21 protein-coding genes are annotated in these 18,706 nt (G+C 41.8%); 12 read left to right on the top strand and 9 right to left on the bottom strand.

The genetic code is table 11. The features are described from left to right. Positions 1-67 precede the first annotated feature (67 nt). Positions 68-2,575, bottom strand: coding sequence for a hypothetical protein (locus FTV37_RS00980; RefSeq protein ID WP_180062849.1), 2,508 nt, complete (start codon positions 2,573-2,575; stop codon positions 68-70). A gap of 230 nt (positions 2,576-2,805) precedes the next feature. On the opposite strand from FTV37_RS00980, the gene FTV37_RS00975 reads away from it, so the two are divergent. Then, entirely contained in the window at positions 2,806-4,629 is a 1,824-nt protein-coding gene (locus tag FTV37_RS00975) for an acyl-CoA dehydrogenase C-terminal domain-containing protein (protein ID WP_180062848.1), read from the top strand. Between the two features lie 342 nt (positions 4,630-4,971). Continuing rightward, positions 4,972-5,274, top strand: coding sequence for a hypothetical protein (locus tag FTV37_RS00970; protein ID WP_180062847.1), 303 nt, complete (start codon positions 4,972-4,974; stop codon positions 5,272-5,274). Between the two features lie 42 nt (positions 5,275-5,316). Here the strand turns inward: FTV37_RS00970 and FTV37_RS00965 are convergent, their stop codons facing one another. Together FTV37_RS00965 and hemW are read right to left on the bottom strand one after the other, a co-directional pair. Then, positions 5,317-5,724 carry a hypothetical protein gene (locus FTV37_RS00965; RefSeq protein WP_180009514.1) on the bottom strand — a complete coding sequence of 136 codons (408 nt, stop codon included), beginning with the start codon at positions 5,722-5,724 and terminating at the stop codon, positions 5,317-5,319. Positions 5,725-5,857: 133 nt separating this feature from the next. Then, entirely contained in the window at positions 5,858-7,012 is a 1,155-nt protein-coding gene (gene hemW / locus FTV37_RS00960; protein ID WP_180062846.1) for a radical SAM family heme chaperone HemW, read from the bottom strand. Positions 7,013-7,136: 124 nt separating this feature from the next. Between hemW and FTV37_RS00955 the strand changes: the two genes are divergently transcribed. The 3 genes from FTV37_RS00955 to FTV37_RS00945 all read left to right on the top strand — a co-directional run bounded on the left by FTV37_RS00955 (position 7,137) and on the right by FTV37_RS00945 (position 9,552). After that, the gene (locus tag FTV37_RS00955; RefSeq protein ID WP_180003411.1) at positions 7,137-7,595 is read left to right on the top strand and encodes a DMT family transporter; all 459 of its coding nucleotides are present in this window, start codon (positions 7,137-7,139) and stop codon (positions 7,593-7,595) included. Positions 7,596-7,636: 41 nt separating this feature from the next. Beyond that, on the top strand, positions 7,637-8,995 hold the full coding sequence (locus FTV37_RS00950) for an MATE family efflux transporter (RefSeq protein WP_373683547.1): 1,359 nt from the start codon (positions 7,637-7,639) through the stop codon (positions 8,993-8,995). A gap of 125 nt (positions 8,996-9,120) precedes the next feature. Continuing rightward, a complete protein-coding gene (locus FTV37_RS00945; protein ID WP_180062845.1) occupies positions 9,121-9,552 on the top strand; it encodes a hypothetical protein in 432 nt (143 codons plus the stop codon). Here the strand turns inward: FTV37_RS00945 and FTV37_RS00940 are convergent. Beyond that, positions 9,549-9,761: a DUF1737 domain-containing protein gene (locus FTV37_RS00940; protein ID WP_180062844.1), complete on the bottom strand. Its 213-nt coding sequence runs from the start codon at positions 9,759-9,761 to the stop codon at positions 9,549-9,551. The two genes, FTV37_RS00945 and FTV37_RS00940, sit on opposite strands and share 4 nt — an antisense overlap. Positions 9,762-9,962: 201 nt before the next feature. Between FTV37_RS00940 and FTV37_RS00935 the strand changes: the two genes are divergently transcribed. Together FTV37_RS00935 and FTV37_RS00930 are read left to right on the top strand one after the other, a co-directional pair. Then, entirely contained in the window at positions 9,963-11,261 is a 1,299-nt protein-coding gene (locus tag FTV37_RS00935; RefSeq protein WP_180062843.1) for an AarF/ABC1/UbiB kinase family protein, read from the top strand. Between the two features lie 107 nt (positions 11,262-11,368). Further along, positions 11,369-11,623 carry a type B 50S ribosomal protein L31 gene (locus FTV37_RS00930; protein ID WP_078189321.1) on the top strand — a complete coding sequence of 85 codons (255 nt, stop codon included), beginning with the start codon at positions 11,369-11,371 and terminating at the stop codon, positions 11,621-11,623. A 121-nt stretch (positions 11,624-11,744) separates the two neighbouring features. On the opposite strand, the gene crcB is transcribed toward FTV37_RS00930, so the two are convergent. Then, positions 11,745-12,128: a fluoride efflux transporter CrcB gene (crcB, locus tag FTV37_RS00925; protein WP_180062842.1), complete on the bottom strand. Its 384-nt coding sequence runs from the start codon at positions 12,126-12,128 to the stop codon at positions 11,745-11,747. 168 nt (positions 12,129-12,296) lie between these two features. Here crcB and FTV37_RS00920 point away from each other — a divergent pair, with 168 nt between their 5' ends. Further along, positions 12,297-12,629 (top strand): HopJ type III effector protein, encoded by a 333-nt coding sequence (locus tag FTV37_RS00920; protein WP_078192490.1) that lies wholly within the window; start codon positions 12,297-12,299, stop codon positions 12,627-12,629. A gap of 89 nt (positions 12,630-12,718) precedes the next feature. On the opposite strand, the gene FTV37_RS00915 is transcribed toward FTV37_RS00920, so the two are convergent. Continuing rightward, positions 12,719-13,153 carry a protease inhibitor I42 family protein gene (locus FTV37_RS00915; protein ID WP_257224179.1) on the bottom strand — a complete coding sequence of 145 codons (435 nt, stop codon included), beginning with the start codon at positions 13,151-13,153 and terminating at the stop codon, positions 12,719-12,721. Between the two features lie 63 nt (positions 13,154-13,216). Then, positions 13,217-13,777, bottom strand: coding sequence for a hypothetical protein (locus tag FTV37_RS00910; protein ID WP_111884184.1), 561 nt, complete (start codon positions 13,775-13,777; stop codon positions 13,217-13,219). Positions 13,778-14,081: 304 nt separating this feature from the next. On the opposite strand from FTV37_RS00910, the gene FTV37_RS00905 reads away from it, so the two are divergent. Further along, positions 14,082-14,708 carry a class I SAM-dependent methyltransferase gene (locus FTV37_RS00905; RefSeq protein ID WP_180062841.1) on the top strand — a complete coding sequence of 209 codons (627 nt, stop codon included), beginning with the start codon at positions 14,082-14,084 and terminating at the stop codon, positions 14,706-14,708. Positions 14,709-14,755: 47 nt separating this feature from the next. Here the strand turns inward: FTV37_RS00905 and FTV37_RS00900 are convergent, their stop codons facing one another. Further along, positions 14,756-15,349 carry a hypothetical protein gene (locus tag FTV37_RS00900; protein WP_180062840.1) on the bottom strand — a complete coding sequence of 198 codons (594 nt, stop codon included), beginning with the start codon at positions 15,347-15,349 and terminating at the stop codon, positions 14,756-14,758. A gap of 55 nt (positions 15,350-15,404) precedes the next feature. Continuing rightward, on the bottom strand, positions 15,405-15,875 hold the full coding sequence (locus FTV37_RS00895) for a Holliday junction resolvase-like protein (RefSeq protein WP_078192492.1): 471 nt from the start codon (positions 15,873-15,875) through the stop codon (positions 15,405-15,407). Positions 15,876-16,007: 132 nt separating this feature from the next. Between FTV37_RS00895 and FTV37_RS00890 the strand changes: the two genes are divergently transcribed. The 3 genes from FTV37_RS00890 to sodC all read left to right on the top strand — a co-directional run bounded on the left by FTV37_RS00890 (position 16,008) and on the right by sodC (position 18,589). Further along, entirely contained in the window at positions 16,008-16,652 is a 645-nt protein-coding gene (locus FTV37_RS00890; RefSeq protein WP_180062839.1) for a ParA family protein, read from the top strand. 150 nt (positions 16,653-16,802) lie between these two features. Then, positions 16,803-17,924, top strand: coding sequence for an AI-2E family transporter (locus tag FTV37_RS00885; RefSeq protein ID WP_180062887.1), 1,122 nt, complete (start codon positions 16,803-16,805; stop codon positions 17,922-17,924). A 116-nt stretch (positions 17,925-18,040) separates the two neighbouring features. Next, a complete protein-coding gene (gene sodC / locus FTV37_RS00880; protein WP_180026077.1) occupies positions 18,041-18,589 on the top strand; it encodes a superoxide dismutase family protein in 549 nt (182 codons plus the stop codon). Positions 18,590-18,706 lie beyond the last annotated feature (117 nt).

Below are 18,706 nucleotides of genomic sequence, written 5' to 3'. Positions count from 1 at the left end.
TTCACTTTCTGAGCAGTCTAAACACCTAAAAAAAGAACCTCAATTGAGGTTCTTTTTTTGATCCAACTTAGTTCTTGTGTTTTTGTATCGCCTTATAGGTCTCATAATAAGCCGATTGGCTGAACAACTCTTCGTGTTCTGCTGCTAGGCCTTGCAATGACGCTTCTGATAATTTTCCTTTGATATCATCAGCAAAGGCTTGCGCGTAGATTTTTGATGCTTTCACCAAATGCGCTTTTTCAGTTCCTTCCAGTTCATAGCTAGCTAAAAAGTTTTGTTGATATAAATGTGCAAAAATCGCCTGATCAGTCTTATAGGTTTTTTGCAACTGCTTCCATTCAACCTGAGCTTTGTACTCGCCAATTCCTGACTGTACATAATGGTTGACCGAAGAACCTAAGTCATCAAAGTCTTGATAGCGATGCAAAGCATGCTTATCACGTAATTGATTTAAACGCTTCAGCGCATTGCCTGTTGGTTCTTTTAAGCCATCAACAAATCGATATGCATAAACTTCTGCAATTTCATTCAAATCATTGGCTGAGTAATAACGCACATACTGAGCGCGATAGTTAGCAAATGCCACGACAAATGCCGCTTGATAGGCTTTCACTTCAGATTGATGACGTTTATAACTTTGCAATGCCACAGTACTGAGATATTCAGGAAGTTCGATTTCTTCATTTGCAGCACGGACATCATCGACCGATGCAGTTTCTGCTTCAGCAAGCAGAGGATCATTTCCCGTGATTGGCGCAAACAGGCCTTTCAACATATTTTCAAAGAGTGAATCTTTACTGACTTCCTCAATGGATTTTGCCTGTTTCATGGCTTGACGATCAATTTTAGTCGCATTGCCATAATTCAAGATTTGGTTGCTACTTTTCAGCTTTAATTGACCTAAACGTGGCTCATTAAAGGCCAATTGATAGTCCATTACTTGGACGCGGCCTTTGTGATCCAAGCCTACATCCATCACGACGTTCGAAGATGCTTTATCCTGTGCATTCAGCACCTGCGCAATTTCAGCTTGATGCTTTTGCCATAATTGCTGGAATTGTTTTACATCGACAAGTTGTTCACTTTGATATTGCTGGAATACTGGTTTTAACTGCTCAACAGCATCCGAAATCTCTGAATCTGTATTGGATGCGTCCGCAGCAGAGGCCGATGGTACAGAATCTTCTTGCAGCGGTATCACCCGAACATCTTGATAATCCTGACACAGTGTGACTTTACCAATCGGCACCTGTTTGGTGTTCATCAAGGCCTGACAGACTTCTTCAGATAAATTCGCTGTTTCATCATCTTCTTCGGAAACCGCATAAGCTTCGGTTACTTCAGTATCCGAACTATAGGTTTCTTCGTCATCAGCCGCGGTTGCCTCCGCATATGCACTTGCAGTATCAATCGCGTATTCAGCAGATTCAGCGGCAGAAGACGTTTGTTCTTCTTCAGTTTCGTGTTGGTGATACATCAGGCCATGCATTTTCGCATTGAGCAGCTCATTCACACGTTCTACAGATGCATAAGCCGCATCATAGTCTTCATCCTCAGCTGCTGCCGCTACTGCACCTCCCGCCGCTTCAGCCGCAGCCATCGCCTCTTCGGAAGCACTGAGATGCACAGCTGCATCCACAGATTCATCTTGCTCAGCGTCACTATTACGCTGACCTTTGATTTGCGTGGTGTAATAGTTGGCGTTCACAAAATCAAAAAGTTCAAGCTGGGTGTAAAGCGCATCGAGATCACCCACATAGCGGATTTTTTTAGTCAGCCCTGCATTTTTTTCATCACGTGTTAAAGCAATATTTTGCACTTGATTCGGCTCTGCCAAGACATAGGGCAAAGCATTCATTTGTTTTAAATAGTCAGCAAATTTTTTCAAATCGTACTGAGCAATCGTGTCTTTATGTTTTGAAAAATCCACATAAGCCAAGCTGCTTTGGCTTTCGCGATTCACCATAAACGGCATGAACGCAAAGTAGTTGGTATAAAATTTATGTTGATTAAAATCAATGATCATCGGCAATTGTGCATTGACCTGCAAGGTCGGTTTTTGATAACTCAATTGCAAGGTTAAGGCAGCAAGTTTTTCTCTAAAATGTACTGAACCGCTATAGCTAAACTGTAAATCATTCAATACATTCAGCAGTGATTGAGCAATTTTAGATTGCGGAGAAACGCCATCCTCTTCATCGCTATAGCGCGCTGATGGTGGGATCGATTCATTGGCAATGGCTTGATAGAGCTGTTTCTTTTCTTTTTGGCTAAACGGAATATTTTGGGTTTTAATCAACTGATCCAGTTGTTTTTTAAGTTTAGGATCCAGCTCTGGCTGTGTACTAGTTGCAGGCTTTGACTTGGTTTTAGGCTTTTTTTCATCGAACTGAAGATCTGTCTGAATTGAAAATTGCCCTTTCATATCATAACTGGCATTTTCAAACATTGCGTTTAAGCCTTGAGTGGCTTGTTGCCCGAGAGACTGATCCGTTGAATTGGTTTTTATGACATGTTGAGCACACCCAGTAATACTCAAACCCAGTAAACAAAGTGTTATATATTTTAATCGCATAATTGTACGAAAGACCTAAGTTCTTTATGATTTATTAAAAGAAAAAAATGATCAAAAGATCAACATCAAGTCTATCAGAAGTTTATTTTTCACATGTTGGTTAAATATTACAATTCGCCTTTCTGACATTTTTTAAGGGCGTATTCATCAATGTTTTTTAGATGAAATTATGAATAATCAAATCATCAATACAGATAATCCAAAAAAATTTAGATATTAGGATTAAGACTATGCCTGCATATAAAGCGCCTTTACACGATATTCGTTTCTTAATGAATGAAGTGCTCGATTACCCAGCACACTACAAAACTTTGTCTAATGGTGAAGCTGCTGATGCAGACACTGTCGACATGATTTTAGAAGGTGCAGCGGATTTTTGTGAAAACATCCTTTCGCCTTTGAACCAAACGGGTGATGAAGAAGGCTGTTATTTTGAAAATGGTGATGTGAAAACACCAAAAGGGTTTAAAGAAGCCTATGACCAATTTGTACAGGGTGGCTGGCAAGGTCTGTCTTTCCCTGAAGAATTTGGCGGTCAAAACTTGCCACAGTCGTTGAATCTCATCAAATCTGAAATGATGGGTACAGCAAACTGGTCATTCCAAATGTATCCGGGTCTCAGCGTAGGTTGTATCAACACCATTCTACAATTTGGTTCAGAAGAACAGAAAAACCAATATTTACCGAACCTTGTTGCTGGAACTTGGTCAGGCACCATGTGCTTAACTGAACCTCAATGCGGTACCGACTTAGGTCAGGTAAAAACCAAAGCGGAACCTCAAGCTGACGGTAGCTATGAAATTTCTGGTACAAAAATCTTCATCTCTGCGGGTGAGCATGATTTAACAGATAACATCGTGCATATCGTTCTTGCACGTCTTCCAGATGCACCTGCGGGCACCAAAGGCATTTCATTGTTCATCGTTCCAAAATTCCTTGTGAATGCAGACGGTTCAGTGGGCGAACGCAACCCTGTGACTTGTGGTTCGATTGAACACAAAATGGGGATCCGTGCTTCAGCAACAGCTGTGTTGAACTTTGACAATGCGATTGGTTACTTGATCGGTGAAAAACACAAAGGCCTACACGCAATGTTCACCTTTATGAACACTGCACGTATTGGTACAGCGATCCAAGGCATTGCACATGCTGAATTGGCATTCCAAGGCGCTCTTCCATATGCCAAAGAACGTATGTCTATGCGCGCACTTTCAGGTAAAAAAGATCCTGAAAAAGTAGCCGATGCGATTATTCACCATGCAGACGTACGTCGTATGCTTTTAACTCAAAAAGCGATCGCTGAAGGCGGCCGTTCAATGATTTACTATGCAGCTCAAATTGCGGACAAAATGACTGATGCTTTAACCCGCGGTGATACAGCAGCGTTTGAAGCACATGATGACCACTTAGGCTTCTACACCCCGATTCTCAAAGGTTTCTTAACCGAAATGGGTTATGAAGCTGCAAACCATGGTATGCAAGTATACGGTGGTCATGGTTATATTAAAGAATGGGGCATGGAACAAATCGTTCGTGACTCACGTATCTCTACTCTCTACGAAGGCACAACCGGTGTTCAAGCACTAGACTTGATTGGTCGTAAAGTTCTGTTGACCTCTAAAGGTAAAGTGATTCGTGACTACACAGCTGAAATCTTGAAGTTCTGTGGTCAACATGCACGTAACAAATACATGCGTCGTTTTGCGTGGGACTTAACGAAGCTTTGCGCACAGTGGAATGCATTAACGGTTCGTATCATGCTTGCAGCACGTAAAGACCGTGACATCGTATCTTCTGCTTCTGTCGATTTCTTAATGTTCTCTGGCTACGTGATGATGGCTTATTTCTGGGCACAACAAGCTGCCGTAGCTTCTGAAAAATTAGCAGAAGGCAATGGTGCAGAAGTTCCTGAGTTCTATAAAGCAAAAATCAAAGTGGCTGACTTCTACTTTGAACGTCTATTACCACGCTCACAAGGTCACGCTGAAGCAATGGTTAACCCATCGAAGACCATGACTTCTTTGGCTCCTGAACACTTTAGCTTTGACTACTAAGCTTTAAACCGAGTTAAATGACTCTATAAAAAGACCGCTTCGGCGGTCTTTTTTGTCTTCTCTTTTAATTTTGATCTATAGGAATTACGAGTAGTATTCTTAATTTCTTCATGAGGTAATAACAATGTATAAAGATGAACTTTATATGGAGAAATATTGTTGTATTTTTCAACAAAAATAGAACACCTTATCGCTAAAACATAATTTTATTTAATAAATATTAAATACTTAAAGTAAATTTAACTCCATAATTTTAGCTTTACATTTGTATCTCATACAACTTCATATCTTCTCCATAGCCTCCCCCTATGATGACTTCATTGATTCATAGAGAGCGTAACCATGAAAAAATTGATGTCTTCATTGATGATTGGTCTGATTGCAACAACTGCGACAATGTCTGCAATGGCAGCGCCTGCATTCGATCATAAAAATCCGCTACCTGCTGCACACTTCGATAAAAAACCTGTACCGCCTAAAGCAACACATCACAAACCTGCTGGGCAGCAAATGGTGAAAAAAGAGCATCAACAAGCTCATGCAAAATTTGCCAAACAAAATCATAAGGCAGTAGCTTTTAAAGGCAATCAACACAAACCTGCTTCGCAGCATAAATTACCGCCAATGCCACCGAAACATCGTTAAGCTAAATTAAAAAAAGACCGCTCATGCGGTCTTTTTTAATATTTACTTTGCTTTATCAGCAATAAATTCTTTAATCTCTATGGGTTTATCTTTTACCAACTCAACAGTGCCTTCATTCACACCATTAAAGTTCTTAAAGTGAATTGAAACACCTTGGTCGTTGGCAAGTCGTACACCACTTCCTGAAACTCCTCGTTTCAATTCATACACACGATCAGAATTATCAGTCAATTGTGCGGTTTCAAAATTATCTTTGGTTTTTAACTCAAGGCTAAGATCTTGTGGCCCTGTAAAGTGAATCACTTGCTCATCTTGAGATACTGCAACATCGTTTGTTTGTGCAGTTGCGGTCGTTGCCTCTGTTGCAACATTTTGTTCTGATGGTGCTTTTTTATCGGTGCAACCCACCAAAGCTATAGTTAATAACGTCGCAGTTAAAATATATTTCATTTTCTGAAGTTCCTTTATGCCATGTAAATTCAATTATCAACTGAATAATTTCATACACATTCTGCAAATTACATTCGGAATATGAAAAATTACTTGTCGCTCAAATTTTAAAACAAGTTTGACATAGCTTTCATTACAGGAATTCTTCCAATACTGAATTTAAAAAGATATGTCCCTGCTCGGTACAAGACAAAAGTGTTGGATCACTGACCATCAATTTACGTTCACGTAATGAGTTCAATAACTCGGCAATCGGCTCTAAACTTTCCCCTGTACGCTCGCTATATAGCTTGGCTTCCACCCCATGATTTAAACGAAGTGCATTCATCATAAATTCAAAAGGCATGTCGGCTGCTTCGATGCGCTTAAACTGAAGATGTTCAGCAGGTACTTTGGCTAAATAGTCTTTCGGCAATCGGGTTTTTTGGAAACGATACACCCCGTCTGGCATGGTCACTTTACCATGCGCGCCTGCGCCAATCGCTAAATAGTCACCAAACTGCCAGTAATTTAAATTGTGTGCCGACGGCTTTTCTTTACGCCATGCCGACACTTCATAATTGATAAAGCCTTGCGCTGTTAAATAGGCTTCGCCCTGCGCTTGAATCTCTTCAAGCACATCATCGACAGGCAGAATCGGCTGGGTGCGGAAAAAGACCGTATTCGGCTCAATCGTCAACTGATACCACGACACATGTGTTGCGCCATTTTCCACAGCCAATTTCAAATCCAAAAGCGCTTGCTCAATCGCTTGTTCAGGCAGGCCATGCATCAAATCGACATTCACCCGTTCAAAACCTGCTTCCCGTGCATGCTGAATGGCAGAAATGGCATCGTCATTCGAGTGAATCCGACCCAGTTTTTTCAGTTGCTCGGTATTAAAACTCTGCACACCGATAGATAAACGATTAATCCCTGCCTCTAAATAACCTGAAAAAGGATCGTGCTCAACCGTACCGGGATTGGCTTCCAAGGTAATTTCACAGCCCTTTTCAAATGGCACCAATGCTTTGAGCTGAGTAAATAACCATTGATAACCTTGGGCAGAAATCAAAGATGGTGTACCGCCACCAATAAATACACTATGAATCAGGCGGCCCTGAGCAAAATCGACTTGGGTTTTAAAGTCTTCAACCAACGCCTGTAAATATTCTTGTTCTAAGTCCAGAGACAATTCACCATTCGGCACCGCATGCGAATTAAAATCACAGTATGGACATTTGCGCACACACCACGGCATGTGAATGTATAAAGATAACGGAACAACTGCAGGATTTAATTCAGCCAAGGAAAATGCTCAAAAGGAACAAAAGAAGTAAGCGCATTTTAACATGACTGCATCAGAGCGCTTATGAAATCTCATCCACAATACAGTAGACTAATAAATTTAAGAAGAATTAGATGATTAGAAGATGAAAATAAGCAGCCATTTATTGTACTTACTGCCGCTCGCGATGGGTGTTGGTATCGCTATGACCATTCAAACAGCGATCAACAGCCAATTGCGTGAATATTTATATTCACCGCTGCAAGCTGCCCTTTTTTCTTTTTTGGTTGGTACAATAGTCCTCGCCTTTATGGTGTTTTTTCAATCGGCCGAAAAACCGGACTTTGCAAGTTTTGCTCAAATCCCTTGGTATTTATGGCTGGGGGGATGTTTGGGTGTTTATGCCATCAGTATCAGTATTTATACCGCACCGAAACTGGGTTTTTTATCCCTCTCCGGTCTGATTATTTTTGGACAGATCTTAATGTCGATGGTATTTGACCATTTTGGCTTGCTCGGCACTGAAAAAACCCCGATTAACTGGCAACGCTTATTGGGTGGCGTGGTGATTTTTATTGGTGTGCTTCTCACTTTCCAACGCTAAGACCTCATTCCTAAGCACCTCACAAGAAATGAGTACATTCTGTGTCTACTGTCACGGCTGTAACAAGCAGCAAGTATGAATTAAAACAACTGTTTCATTTAATGATCCCGATATTGATCACGCAGTTTGCGCAAGCGGGATTTGGTCTCATTGATACCATCATGGCTGGACACATATCTGCCAATGACCTTGCAGCCATTGCTATCGGGGTTGGTTTATGGATACCAGTCATGCTGCTATTCAGTGGCATTATGATTGCAACCACCCCATTGGTGGCCGAAGCCAATGGGGCACGTACACCTGAGAAAATTGCCACCATTGCCCGTCAGTCGTTATGGGTCGCATTATTTTTAGGGATCATTGCTGCATTAGTCTTACAAGCCATGCCGCTGCTTTTACCGTTATTTGGTGTTCCTGAGGCACTGCTGCCAAAGGCCAGTTTATTTCTACACGCCATTAGTTTAGGTATGCCTGCCGTCACCATGTACGCAGCTTTACGTGGTTACTCAGAAGCATTGGGGCATCCGCGTCCAGTCACTGTGCTGAGTCTATTGGCCTTAGTGGTGTTAATTCCACTGAACTTTATTTTTATGTATGGTTTAGGCCCAGTCCCTGAATTAGGTTCTGCAGGATGTGGTTTTGCCACCGCGATTTTGCAATGGTTGATGTTCTTTGCTTTGGCGATGTACGTTTTCAAAGGATCGGCCTATCAAAAAACCCAACCTTTCGCTGCTTTTGAAAAAATGAACAGTGAATGGATCAAACGTATTTTAAAACTCGGCTTTCCTATTGGCTTAGCCATTTTCTTTGAAGTCAGTATTTTTAGTACAGCCGCTATTGTGTTGAGTCCCTTGGGCGAAGTCACCATTGCAGCGCATCAGGTGGCCATTTCGATTACCTCGCAATTGTTTATGATTCCAATGTCACTGGCGATTGCGCTGACCATTCGGGTCGGTACCTATTATGGGGAAAAGAACTGGCTGGCTATGCGAAAAGTCCAGAAAGTCGGTATGTTTACAGGGACGGTATTTGCCCTGATTACCATGCTCTTGCTTTGGCTTTTACGTAATGAAATTGTGTCACTGTATACCAATGACTATGATGTGACTCAGCTTGCGGTGTACTTGGTGTTGTTCGCGATTGCCTATCAATTAATGGATGCATGGCAAGTCAGTGCCGCAGGATGCTTACGCGGCATGCAAGACACTAAAGGGCCGATGTGGATCACTATGATCGCGTATTGGATCATTGCCTTCCCTGTCGGGATCTATCTTGCACGCTTCACTACGACTGGTGCTGCAGGCGTTTGGGTTGGTCTAATTGTGGGTCTGACTGTCGCATGTACACTGCTACTTACGCGTTTATTTATGATGAATAAACGTTTAGCACATGCGGGATAAGCCCTAAAAAATCATCTAAAAAGTTACTTAAAAAAGACGGCTACGCTATGCAGAAGATTAATGCAAATTAACACCCTGCATAGCAACGCCATAAATAAAAAAGCACGAAGAAGAGGAAAATAAACATGTCCCATGTATTTCGCTCGATCAGTCTCTGTCTGAGCTTAAGCTTTTCCATGTCACTACAGGCTGAACAAACAATCAACCGACATGAATTTCCTTTATATCACGCACCCATCAAAGTTCAATCACAACCCGAATTTGATTACATCAATCAAGCACTTTGGACAGCCTTTCGCTTTTATCATGAACAACAAGCGGACTCATATACCACACGTTTAAAATTAAGTTGTCAGCAGACTGGTATGGCATATACCTTTCAGGACTTCATCAAGGCCAATCAAAAGTTTGCCTCTGCGGATGATCAGGATTTTATCGTGACGCAAAACCTTATCACCTTGAATGAAAATTTACACCATAATCAATGCAGCAAATATCTCAGTCCACATTTAGAACTCGAAAAAACTGAATCTAGCGAAGCAGCAAAAACCAACTAATTAAGCGCCTCGATGGCATTTTTTAAACCTTGTGGCACTTGGCTGGCATCTTCTACGTCTTTCACGATCACCTGCCCGACGATCACATCTGTCCCATTAAAACTCATGGTTGGTGAGCCATACAATTCATAGCCTTCATTTAAAGCTTTGGTCACACGGGCACAGAAATTGACATCATCTTTACCGGTTAAATAGCGATACACTTTCATCGTTCAGTTCTCTTCTAGCGACGCGATATTTTAAACCATTCAGCGCGTGGCTTAAATTTGCCTGAATTATTTTCAGTATTTACATTTTTGCCCATCATTTTATCAATGGAAATAAAGTCTTAACAATTTAAAGTAGGCAGTTTGTGTTTTGTCGCCTATGATCGGTATTAGATAATAAATGATGATCTTGAGGAACATCACATGGCAAAAACGGCTAGCACACCGGGTCGTCGCTTTATGAAACTTGCCAGTATGACGGCAAGCATTGCTACTAAAACCGTTTCCAATTCCATCCGCAATATCACTGCCGATGAAGAACAGAAAAATGCATCTCGCAGTAAACTTTTTCAGGACATCGGTCTGCAAATTGCAGACACTTTGGGTGAAATGAAGGGTGCGGTGATGAAAGTCGGACAAATTGCCTCGCAGTACAAAGACATTTTTCCACCTGAAGTCGCAAAAGCGATCAGTAAATTACAACGCCAAGCGCCAGCCATGCCTTTTGCTGAAATTAAGGCTCAAGTAGAACAAGAACTCAGCAAACCCCTCGCGCAAATTTTTAAAAGTTTTGAAGAACAACCTTTTGCCGCTGCATCCATTGGGCAGGTGCATAAAGCCGTGTTACCTAATGGTCAGCAGGTGGTGGTGAAAGTGCAATATCCGGGTGTCGAAGAAGCCTGTGAAAGTGATTTAAAACAAGTTCGGCTTGCCCTTCGTCTGATGGGCGTATTGAAAATTGATCGGAAGTTACAAAACAAGCTATTTCGTGAAATTCAGGACAGTTTGGACAACGAACTGAACTATGAAATTGAAGCGCAAAACTTAGATGTGGCCCGTGCGTTTCATAGTGCGCTGGATGACAAAATCATCATTCCACAGGTCTATAAAGATTATTCTTCACGTCATATTTTGACTCTAAGTCTAGAGCTTGGCGACAGTATAGAAACTGCCAGCACATGGTCACAAGAAACACGAAATGCCTTGGGAAGACGGTTATTCCGTGCCATTGGCCGTGAAATTTTCTTCCTTAAACGTTTCCACTGTGACCCACATCCGGGCAACTTCGCCTTTCGTGAAGATGGTTCAGTCATCGTGTATGACTACGGCGGTGTGAAAACCCTGTCTCCTGAAATCGTGTCACACTTTAAGCAATTGATTAATGCTGCACGCAAGCACGATATTCCACTGATGGAACAGCAACTCGATGCCCTACATTCCCTCAATGAACTCGGTAAATTCCCTGCGGAGTTGTATGAACAATGGCTTGAAGTACTGATGCGTCCACTGACCACACAATACGACTTTGCTGAAAACTCAGCGCACCATGACGGGGTAGAATTAATTAAACCTTCTCTTAAATACTGGGATGTGTTTAAACCGTCACCGGATACCTTGATGGTGAACCGGACTGTTTCAGGGCATTATTGGAATTTGATTCATTTGAAAGTGAATGACAATCTCAATGATCTCTTTGATGAGTTGGTCCCACCTAGCGCTTAAGGGAGCGTAAAGCGCTGATGATTGCCCGATGAATTTCGGGCAATATTTGCATTTTATATTGTTATGTTATAACATTTCTTTAATCAATAAGTTTAAGGAACAGAAGAATGCGTGCCAACATCCATCCCGAATACCGTGAAGTGCTCTTTCATGACACCAATGCCAATGCCTTTTTTGTCATTGGTAGTACTTTAAGCACCAATCAAACCAAAGAGTTTGAAGGCAAAACTTATCCATATGTGACGCTCGATATCTCAAGTGCATCACACCCTTTTTATACAGGTGAACAACGTCAAGTAAATAATGAAGGACGTATTGCGAACTTTAATAAACGCTTTGCACGTTTCAAACGCTCACAATAAGTTCAGTCTCGATTAAGTTTTTGCTTTTAAAATTAAAGCATTGAAGAAGTTCAGGGTTCCCCTCCTCCAGCCTGAGCTTCTTTTTTTTATGTCTGAAATTTTGTGGTTTTCAAGCGTTGTTTTAAACATCTATTTTTAAAATCGACTGAAATAAGTAATATCCCAGCCCCAATACGATGACACCAATTACCACACTAGAAATGGCATAACTAAATGCCAGCCCACTTTGCCCTTGTCTGAGCAGTTGAAAGGTTTCTAAGCCGAAACTGGAAAATGTGGTAAAGCCACCTAAGATTCCGACCATAAGCAATAAGCGTGCTTCATTTTGTAGAACCGGATATTTTTGGCTAAATGCAAAGAACGCACCTGCACAAAAGCAACCTAAAATATTCACCCACCATGTAGCCCACGGAAAGAGCACGGTTGGCTTGGCCAATAATAGTCCTGCCGCATAGCGAAGTGTTGCCCCAATTGCGCCGCCACATGCGACCAAAAGCCAGTTCATAGTTGTCCTACTTCAACATCATTGGTATCTACAATTTAGGCAACAGTCTGCCTAAGGTCGCCCTTCAATATACACGCATTTAATTTACGCAAATAGTGTTAAATGTTTGGGCCAAAGCTTGCTATAGTCTGCAACACTTTGCGGTATTTTTTATTGAAAGAGGACATTATGGCTCAGGAATTATTAGATCAACTTCAAGCAGGGACTGCGAAATTTTCAGATGTGATTGCATTTATTGAAGCGCGTTATAACCACACACCAACTGCTTTTACCAATGGCAAACAAGCCAATGCAGCGACTGAAAACCAAGGCAGTGCCAAAGTATTTTCTTTTGCCCAATTGAATGGTCTAAACCAAGCTGAAACCTTAAGTCTTTTTGCTGAACATTATGCTGCTGTTTTGGCGACACCAGACGCAACTGACCACCAAAACATTCGCCAATTTATGCAAAATGGTTGGGAAGGTATTCAATTTGACGGTCAAGCGCTCAGCGCGAAATAATACATACGTGGACGTTTTAAATCAGTTCGTCTGCAATAAAAAAGCCAGTATAAATACTGGCTTTTTTTATCGTTCATCATCGGTTCAAATCAAGACACTCGTACTCTACAAGTCCATTCAGCCATCGCGGTTTTTTCCCAAGCCCGTGCATGCTTCAAATGTAGTAATTCTTCACCCGCAGTCGTTGCAGTAAAACGATAAGTTTTTTGACCGCCTACGCCTAGTACTGGTGTCGTATCCGCAGCAGCTTGTTGTTGAGCTGACTGAAACACTTCTTCAACTTTAAAAAGTTTCGGTTGCTCAGCCAAAGACCATACATAACCAGTACTTGGATTTTCGTTTAACAGTACTTCCAAAGTCTGTCCACGATCCATCTCAAGCAAGGTCGGACAACTTTGCTGTTCAGTAAATACATGGGTTTTCCCATCTACAGTTGAACTCATACTGGTACATCCACCAAGCGCCAAACCACTCGCCATCATTAGACTCAAAATAAGCTTTTTCTTTATCGTCATTTTCATCATCAAATTATTTTACCTTGAATCTAATGCACACCGATTTCAATACGATCTCGATGCAATCGAAGTTTAGCCTTTGACTTTTTCAATCCACTGAATCGAACTGACACGAAAAACCTCACAAGCCCCATCACCCGTATCTGTTGGGGTCAAAGATGAAGTCCAAACCAAATCTTTGTCTTTCACCTCAACCAAATCCCCTTTTAAACGCACAAGATCGCCACGTTTCACTTGAGTAATTTGTTTCGCAATTTGCGGGTTTGCAGGAATGATGTGCATATTCGACACCATCATCATGGCTTGCTTTTGCGGTACAGGAACGCGATCCATTTTCCAATTTAAGAAACGGTCATATTGATTGACTGAAATCGTACGAGCTATTTCTGGCTCTGCAAATAAACCCCAACTGACCGCATAATCGATCGGAGAAAATTTTGCTTGTTCATCTGTTTGATAGGTTTTTGAACCTAAAATTCGGAAATCACCTTTAAATTCTTTCAAGGTAGAAATTGACTGGCCTTTGGCAACAGGTGCTAAGCCTTTGGCAATATTATAATCTGAAGACGCTTGGACACCGACATTCAATAAAAAGCCTGCAAGCACAGTACTTAATGCAATTCGCTTGATCATCGCGTTATCCTCTTACCCTGTAATACTTCACATTACTCAATTTTCATTCTGCAATTGAGCCGACTTCATCTATACATAATGCCCCAACCTGAACATGAGCTTAAAATCCCGTAGTTTGAGCGTGATGAATGTCGTTTTTACTAGTTGTAACTCTATATTACGCACACAGTCTGCATAAACCTTATGAACTTGGTAACAAAATGCTGTTATTCAGTCAATTGGTCCATATCCACGCCCTACCACATGATTTAAAATTAAAAAGACATGAATTACACTTTAAAAAAAGCCAACAACAATACCCGCTATGATTTATAAATTTTATCAACAACACATTTTTCCGCATCTTTTAAATCAAGTCATGCAAGTGCCGAGCCTGATGGATAAACGACGCGAACTCCTGTTAGCCGTATCTGGTGAGGTGCTCGAAATTGGCTTTGGTACAGGTTTGAATTTAGCGTTTTATCAAAATGTCGATACGGTTTTTGCCCTTGAGCCCAATCCTGATATTTTTCATTTAGCTGCTGAACGTGTACATGCTGCGCCCTTTGAGGTACAGCATATTTTAGCCGGTGCTGAAAAATTACCCTTTGCAGATGAAAGTCTAGATCATGTCGTGAGTACATGGACCTTATGCAGCATTGCCGATATTGAAACTGCGCTTGAAGAAATCTACCGTGTCCTTAAACCAACAGGGATATTTCATTTAATAGAGCATGTACAACACAATGAAAATCGGAAAATTAAGCAGTTACAACACCTACTGACGCCCATTCAAAAGAAAGTCGCGGATGGCTGTCATCTGGATCGTAATATGCAAAAGTTGCTTGAAGATGCCCAGTTTGAATGTTTTGAAACGCAGTATTTTGATGCTGAAGGCATTCCAAAAATTGGACAACGCATGTTGCTCGCCCGCGCACGGAAGTTGAGTTAAAGCGTCCAAGGCCATGTTTGAGCACAATCAAATCTAGATAAAATTACCTAGTCTTTGATTAGTCGAATGGCATTAATTTTTAGGATATGACAGGGCTTTTTATTCAACACATTATAGGTGTTATACGACTTCCCAGTTTTGGTGGAATGCACATCCACCCATTCACCCAAAATCTCCACGCGATCACCTGATTTTAAACGCCGAATACGATTTGAAACGTCTTCGGATTGAGCTATCACACTAACATTTTGCAATTCGGACTTGAGCTGTTCAATTTGTGTCGAGGGCACGTCTTTCGCTTGCACGCTAAAACAGCGGTTCTGCTGCGACCATTCAAGATGGTATTTTAAAGACTGGATATCATTTGCGCCTGAACTCAGTAGCAGATCAATATTGCTGACATAGGCCAAGTCTTGAAAGCCACCCACCACGGTCGGTACTGCCGGATGTAATGTACGACTACTGGCACTGTAGTAGCGTTTATCCAACAGCACATATTCACCGGAAAATGCCTGAGTCGGTGTGACCTGAAAATTTTTCAGCACACCAGTCTGCTCTAAATGTGGAATGGCACGAAAATATTCAGACCATATCCACAGCATGAGCGCAAAAACGGCTGCAGTCGCTAAGAGTTTTTCCATGTGGATATTCTGTCCTTATTACTTTTCGACGGTTCTGAGGCTGAGTCACGCGAGCTTAAATATGCTCAAAATCAATTCGGATGGTTTCAAAACGCACTCGCCCTTCGGCAATGGCTTGAGCAATCGCTTGTTGCCCTTTGGTCAAACGTGCGCCACCACTTTTAATATCAATCAGCACCACTTCGATGTCTTCAGCGAGGCCATCGCCATCACGAAAGTCGGTATAGCCATCAAAAACCACATAATCGATCGGGTCACCGAGAAACTTTGCATCGCTAGGTAAATACTGAAATTCAGGCATGATCGGCGCCATTTGTTCGGCCATTTTGCCTTTTAAAACAGCACGACTGGTATTTACACTGCGTTTTTGTGCATGGGCCAAGGCCTGCTGATGTTCCAATTCTAGTTCTGCAATATATTGCTCGTATTCTGCCTTAATCCTTCCATTGCGACTGCCACTTAAAATTAAGGTGGTCAGTACAATCCCAATACACGCGCCAATGAGCATGGCCATCCAGACAGACATTTAAAATTCCTAATCTTTTTAATATATTACAGCGAAACCTATAGAAAAAACTTAGACTTTGGTTCTTTGTCATATTCCCCGCATTAAACAATGATATGCTAGGGATGAGCAGAATAAAATCTATTTAGGTCGATGAAAACGATATTAATTGCCAATCAAAAAGGTGGTTGTGGCAAAACCATCACAGCAATCAGTTTAGCCTCTGCACTTACGCAAAAAGGTTATAAAGTGGCCTTGGCAGATGCTGACAATCAAAAGTCTGCACGTCAATGGCTCAAACAGCGCCCAGAGACTGCAGCCCCAATTCAGAGCCTAGATTGGCGTCATGAAAAGTCGATTGGTGATGTGCCGAAAGGGATTGAATATCTAATTATCGATGCACCGGGTGCGTTATCGGGTGAACATTCAGATCAGTTGGTCAGTGAAGCTCATGCCATCATTACCCCGCTACAACCATCTTTCTTTGACATCGACTCGACCCGTCGTTTTTTAAAGCATTTGCAAGAAATTAAACGGATTCGTAAAGGTAAAGTCCAAATCTTATTGTTGGCCAATCGCGTCAAACCCAATTCTGCTCATTCCAAAGAAATTCAAGATTTTTTCAATAAAGTTGAACAGCAGCCCGTTGCTTGGATTTCTGAACGTACCGCTTATGGTCAACTTGCCATGCAAGGTCTTTCGGTTTTTGACAAAACGCAAAAATTGTACCTCGGTATGCAACAACAATGGCAACCTGTGCTCAATGCCATTATTGAAGACGAAGCCGAGTGGTTTTAACCCATCATTCCACATTTTGTTGATATAAAGGCCAATCTTGCAAGGATCTAGCCTGAAAGATATTCACCATAAGTTAACAAGCTCTCGTTTTCGGGAGCTTTTTTTTCGGTTAAGATTGAACACAACATGATGAAAAAATCAGAGCACGCATTGCCAACGTTCGCACCTACATTACAAAAAGTCTTATTGTTCGGATTATTTTTTATCCTGATTTTTTTGAGCTTTAGCGTACTCAAATACTTTATTGTGCCCGTTGTTTGGGCAGCGATTATTGCTTATATGACTTGGCCGCTGTATCAATCGGTGCATCGTTTTTGTGGCAATCGTGCAAATCTAAGTGCGGCGCTGATGATCTTACTGGTGGTGCTCGTGGTAGGTCTGCCGGTGATTTTTGCGATCTTCTTGCTACAACATGAAGGCCGTAACTTGTATTTTGAATTACAAAAGCAAGTTTTCTCTGGTCATGTCAATGTGCCTGATTTTATTCGCCAACTGCCGTTTATTGGTAAAGAAGTCAGTCGTACCCTGCATGAGCTGAACAATGACCCAAACAGTATTATTCAATCGGTACAAATTTGGATTCAGGGGCATTTGAACTACGGTAAAGTTTTGGTCGGCGAAGTCAGTAAAAATATCTTTAAGCTGTGTTTTGCCGTGATGTCTTTATTTTTCTTCTATCGTGACGGTCAAACCATTTTAAGTCAGGTCAGTAAAGCCCTCGAAATGGTCATTGGGCCTCGTATTCATCATTATCTTGCCACCATCTCGGATACCACACGTGCCGTAGTATATGGCATCGGTCTTACCGCCATTGCCCAAGCTTTACTTGCCGGTGTGAGCTATTTTGTCGCCGATGTGCCTAACCCGATGTTACTAACCATCATTACCTTCATGTTGGCACTGATTCCGTTTGGACCACCAATTTCATATACCGCTGTGTCGTTGTGGTTATTTTCACAAGGTCAAACCATCGAAGCCATTGGCGTCATGGCTTGGGGTGTTTGTGTGGTGAGTACGGCCGATAACGTGATTCGCCCTTTAGTGATTTCAGGGGCAACGCAGATTCCATTCTTATTAATCATGTTTGGTGTTTTGGGTGGGATCGCCAGTTTCGGTCTTGTCGGTTTATTTATCGGGCCAGTGATCTTAGCTGTATTGTTAGCCATTTGGCGTGAATGGTTGCATGAAACCCAAATTGAACCCGTCATGATGCCCAAAGCAACATTGGCACATGACTTAGACAATATGGATGATAAGCCTGAACAACCTTAATTCAGGCTTGAATTCCTTAAACAAATATTACAATCAAATACTTAAATTATCTGTCATCCTGTATCCGCATCTGTTTCAATGGTTGAAATTCCATAAAAACAGACAGGATGCCAAACATGTCTTCACTATTTAAATTCGGTGCGCTTGCTGCGGTCAGTGCCCTGATGTTTACAGGCTGTGCGAGTACCTCGACTTCAACAGGTCTGAATGCAAAAACCGTGACGGTCAATGCCGTGACTGCTCAAGGTATTGGTCAAAGCATCGGTCAAATTAACTTGGTTGATAGCCCTGCTGGCTTGGTTATTCATACCAATTTAACCCAGCTTCCTCCGGGTCCACACGGTTTCCATATTCATGAAAAAGGCTCTTGTGCCCCAGCTGAAAAAGATGGAAAAGCGGGTGCTGCACTCGCTGCGGGTGGTCACTTTAACCCTAAAGCGGCACCTCACCACGGTACACCGTTAACCGGTCACATGGGTGACTTACCGATCCTTCAAGTTCAAACGGATGGCACAGCAAAAGTGAATTTAATTGCACCACGCTTGAAATTGGCGGATGTACAAGGCTTAGCCATCATGGTCCATGCTGGTGGTGATAATTACTCAGATGACCCTAAACCTCTAGGCGGTGGCGGTGACCGTATTGCCTGTGGTGTGATTCAATAATCGACCTTGCACATAGATTTGAATAAGCGGACTTTAAGTCCGCTTTTCTATTGAATAAAAATTGACAGTTCACAGAAAAAAGCTCAGTCTAATTTACAAAATCATTTAAATACTTCA

It is taken from the genome of Acinetobacter sp. YH16042 (genome assembly GCF_013417245.1).
GTDB lineage: Bacteria > Pseudomonadota > Gammaproteobacteria > Pseudomonadales > Moraxellaceae > Acinetobacter > Acinetobacter amyesii.
Note: the sequence above shows the minus strand (reverse complement) of the source record. Positions and strands in the feature narration are given on the sequence as shown.